Source organism: Catenulispora rubra (assembly GCF_015356825.1).
Taxonomy (GTDB): domain Bacteria; phylum Actinomycetota; class Actinomycetes; order Streptomycetales; family Catenulisporaceae; genus Catenulispora; species Catenulispora rubra.
Map to the genome: position 1 here is coordinate 1 of NZ_JAACYW010000719.1, position 551 is coordinate 551.

A 551-nucleotide genomic window follows, 5' to 3' on the forward strand; every position below is an offset into this window, starting at 1 on the left:
GTCAACGGCACGATGCCCGGCACGGCGAGCAGCTTGGCGCGTGCCTCGGCTCGATCCACGCCGCGGTCTAGGGCGAGGTCGCCGCTCGCGACGCCGGTCTGACCTGCGCGGTGCGGGTGGTGTCGGACGTGACCGTGGCCTTCGCCGCCGGCACCCCCGCCCCCGACGGCACCCTGCTGGTCTCCGGCACCGGCGCCGTCGCCGCCCGCATGCACGACCGCCTCCCCGTCCACTTCCGCGACGGCTACGGCTGGCTGCTCGGCGACGAGGGCTCCGGCTTCTGGATCGGACGCCAGGCCGCGCGCGCCGCCCTCGCCGCCGCCGACGGACGCCGGCCGATGGCCGAGCTCGCGACCTCGGTGCTGGCCCGCTTGATCGATGTGGATCAGGACCCTGCAACGGGATACCCGAGGGTCGGCACACCGGCCCCGAGCGCAATTCCGGCAACGACTCCGACCGCGAACTCGACCCCGGCCGCAACTTCGACCACGACCTCATCTGCCCTCGCCGCCACGAACAAGCTCGCCGCCCACGCCACCCCGGCAGCGCCC

At 74.8% G+C, this 551-nt stretch carries 1 protein-coding gene; it reads left to right on the forward strand.

The features are described from left to right. Positions 1 to 119: 119 nt before the first annotated feature. On the forward strand, positions 120 to 551 hold a 432-nt coding region (locus tag GWK61_RS55120; RefSeq protein WP_228564599.1), incomplete at its 3' end, for a BadF/BadG/BcrA/BcrD ATPase family protein.